The sequence below is a fragment of the Pusillimonas sp. genome, from assembly GCF_035515275.1.
Lineage (GTDB): Bacteria > Pseudomonadota > Gammaproteobacteria > Burkholderiales > Burkholderiaceae_B > Pusillimonas.
Window position 1 is genome coordinate 1 of the sequence record NZ_DATJBQ010000055.1, and the last position, 2293, is coordinate 2293.

The 2293-nt window shown below is 58.4% G+C and carries 3 protein-coding genes; 1 reads left to right on the forward strand and 2 read right to left on the reverse strand.

Translation table 11 applies throughout. From position 1 onward, the window contains the following. Nucleotides 1–1503, forward strand: a 1503-nt coding sequence (locus tag VL003_RS03935) for a hypothetical protein (RefSeq protein WP_325439781.1), incomplete at its 5' end; no start/stop codon positions are given. Between the two features lie 19 nt (nucleotides 1504–1522). Here VL003_RS03935 and VL003_RS03940 read toward each other — a convergent pair. Both VL003_RS03940 and VL003_RS03945 read right to left on the reverse strand, forming a co-directional pair. Beyond that, nucleotides 1523–1915, reverse strand: a complete 393-nt coding sequence (locus VL003_RS03940; RefSeq protein WP_325439783.1) for a type II toxin-antitoxin system VapC family toxin — start codon at nucleotides 1913–1915, stop codon at nucleotides 1523–1525. Beyond that, nucleotides 1912–2154: an antitoxin gene (locus tag VL003_RS03945; protein WP_325439785.1), complete on the reverse strand. Its 243-nt coding sequence runs from the start codon at nucleotides 2152–2154 to the stop codon at nucleotides 1912–1914. Before VL003_RS03945 ends, VL003_RS03940 begins: the two co-directional genes overlap by 4 nt. Nucleotides 2155–2293: the final 139 nt, after the last annotated feature.

Below are 2293 nucleotides of genomic sequence, written 5' to 3' on the forward strand. Positions count from 1 at the left end.
GAGCGGCGCTATCGCATACCCGCCACACCGGTGCTGCCCACGCAAACGGCAAACAGCAACCCGGCAGACATTATCGCCCTGGCTATCGAGGCCGCGCGCAAGCTGGTTGCCTATAAAGAAACCCCGCCCGCTGCGATACGGCACTGTTTTCTGGACGCCCTCTCCCGCCTGATTCAAGACGCCATGCGAGAAGATCGCGGCGACCTTACGTTTCAGGCCATGGTGTTGCAATACCTGACACCGCAAATACAAGACTATGCCGAGCTGGCATCAAAGGCCAACGAGGACCAGCGCACTGTGCGAACGGCGGTCAATGCCATTGCTCACCCGGCGAAACAAAAGCGGGTTTCGTCTGCAGGAGTGGCAGACGCCCTGGCCCAGTTGTATAAGCTGGCTGCTTCGTGCTCGTGGGGGCAACTTAACGCCACAGCACGACGCATTTTGAGCCTGCCGGCAATTGCCGATGAACCGGCCATGGCAAACAGCCTGGAACGCATTTTGGAAGATGCCGCCTTGCAGCGACTGCGAAGCATGGAAACCTTGGAGGCAGACACACAAGTGCGGCAATACCTGGCGCTGCGCGAGCGGTCGGGCCCGCGCCAGGGCAGCGCAGACGCGGCAGGCCAGGGTTCAACAGCCAAAGAGCGCGGGGCGGCAGTTGAAACCCAAACGGCGCAAGCGCTTTGGCAGCTCGCCCGCCGGCTTGATCAGGCCGAAGGAAGCAGCGGCAACTATAAAGTGGTTACCTCGCTGTGTATCCCGCCTTCTTTATTGAAGGGCGTCGAACGCGCCAAAGCCGAGTGGGACGCGGTACTGCTTGGACGCGCAAATGCACCCGAACCACGATCGGCGCACGGGAAGCCGGGCGAGCAGGACGAGACCGTATGGAACGTTTTGCTGCTGGTGGAAGCCAAGGCCTCGATCGATGCCGTGGCCACCGACCTTCCCCGTCTGCTGCGCGGCCTGCGCGTACTGATCGACGCCCGCGCCGACGCCATCTATGTGTTCCTGACGCAGCAAGGCCCCGTGCGCATCAGTGCAGACTCACTCAAGTTACTCGACACGGCAGAGGACGCCACAAGCGATGCACGCAGCCCTAACGAAGCATCGGCAAAGGCCCGCCACAACAGCTTGCCGCTAGAGACAAATGTTGTGTCTGCAGGATCGAACCCTGTTCAAGCCGTTGCTGTCGCCCCCGCGCCTGAAGGGGCAAGCCTTGCAGAGTCAGTGCTTTACTGCTGCAGCACCGCCGAAGAATCGGCGCCCCGCCTGCTTAGCGCCGCCAGCCGCATGCAGCTTCTATCAACCAACGCCGCCTTGCAGTTCGCCGCCGCCCTGCTCGAGCACGGGCGAGCCAACCCGCAACTGCTTGAGCCCATTTGGCACAACCTGCTGACAGAACGCCGGTGGAAGGCCGTGCTTAACCAATACGCCACGTTGCATCAGGCGCGCGAATTGGCGGTTAATCTGGAAGACCTGGTCGCTGCGATTGAAATGGCCTGAATTGCTAACAAGGCCATTTCTAGGCTTCCCAGTCTTCAGTTTTTAGATCGGGCACGCGTCTGAATTCGCGGGTGTTGCGTGTGATTAAAGTTAAACCGCGCGACAGCGCTTGCCCAGCGATCAGGACATCGTACGGCCCGATGGGCGTACCAGCTGCGCTTAGAGACGCGCGTAATTTCGCCGCAAGTAACGCGTCTTCGCGATCGAACTCAATGACCTGAAACGGCAACGCGTCGAGTCGGGACAGGTTTTGCGCGACGTGCAGGCTTTTATATGCACCGTAATAAAGTTCATGCGCCACCACACACGGCAGCCCGAATTCTGCGGGTCGATGCCGGCGCAAACGCTTTGAAAACTTTTCTTGCCCTTTAAGCAGCCCGATTACCGCGTTGCTGTCGAGCAGAAATTTCATTTGAAGAAATCCAGCTCGGGGCGCTCTTGAAATTCGCCTTGCTCTGCAACAGCAGCCTCAAAGTCTGCATCAACCGGGCCGACTATATCGTCCAGCCATTCCCAGTCATGAACAATTGGCTCAAGAATGACACCGCTACCGTGACGGCGAATGCGTACTTCATCGGTGTCGAAACGGAAATCTTTGGGCAACCTGACAGCTTGTGAGCGACCTGACCAAAAGATCTTGGCAGTATTCATGACAAACCTCCGACAATGATATATACCAAAAGAATATATCATTGACAAGCCCTGCCGACAATACAAAGCAACATAATTGCCCATGCCGGAAACCACTACATCCTCTCAAACACCCCCGCCGCGCCCATGCCTGTGCCGA

What these genes read in the sequence shown, in the direction of transcription:
- VL003_RS03940 (WP_325439783.1), bottom strand. Translation starts at nt 1,915, where the DNA reads ATGAAATTTCTGCTCGACAGCAACGCGGTAATCGGGCTGCTTAAAGGG.
- VL003_RS03945 (WP_325439785.1), bottom strand. Translation starts at nt 2,154, where the DNA reads ATGAATACTGCCAAGATCTTTTGGTCAGGTCGCTCACAAGCTGTCAGG.